Source organism: Vibrio sp. S234-5, assembly GCF_000960595.1.
Lineage (GTDB): Bacteria > Pseudomonadota > Gammaproteobacteria > Enterobacterales > Vibrionaceae > Vibrio.
The window spans coordinates 1-444 of the sequence record NZ_JZAM01000319.1 but is presented as its reverse complement, the minus strand read 5'-3'; the positions used below and the strand labels follow the sequence as shown (position 1 = coordinate 444).

Annotated in this window: 1 protein-coding gene; it reads right to left on the bottom strand. The window is 44.6% G+C overall.

From position 1 onward, the window contains the following. Positions 1–24 precede the first annotated feature (24 nt). A partial coding sequence (locus UF06_RS26460) for a helix-turn-helix domain-containing protein (RefSeq protein WP_045571791.1) occupies positions 25–444 on the bottom strand: 420 nt, incomplete at its 5' end.

Sequence of the window (444 nt, the reverse complement as noted above, 5' to 3'; positions counted from 1 at the left end):
GAGTCGGCAAACGAGAGACTGGAGTTATATCGATGAGGTGTACTTGAACCCTGAAAAGTGTGCAGCGTAATCATTCACGTTACTAAATTGTAAAAAAGACGACAACTTGCTTGAAAAACAGCGGAAACGAGCGATCGCAATCACCGAAATACGCATCTCATCAATTCCAATGTGAGTGACGTTTTTAAGACAAGGTTGAGAGTATCGCTTTTGCAGGTAATGCTTCTGAATATCTTTCACTGTATCCCAACAGACACCACATAGCTTGGCAATGGCATTGATGGTGACGTTCAATGCTGACAGCGAGAGAACATACTGTTCAAAGCCCTTTGTGTAACGCACCTTGGGACGAGGAACAAAGTTAAGCGGCAAATACCCGAGTGTATTACAAGCTCGGCATTCAATCCGCTGGTTTGCTATCTGGATGTAACAGGGGCTAGTGCC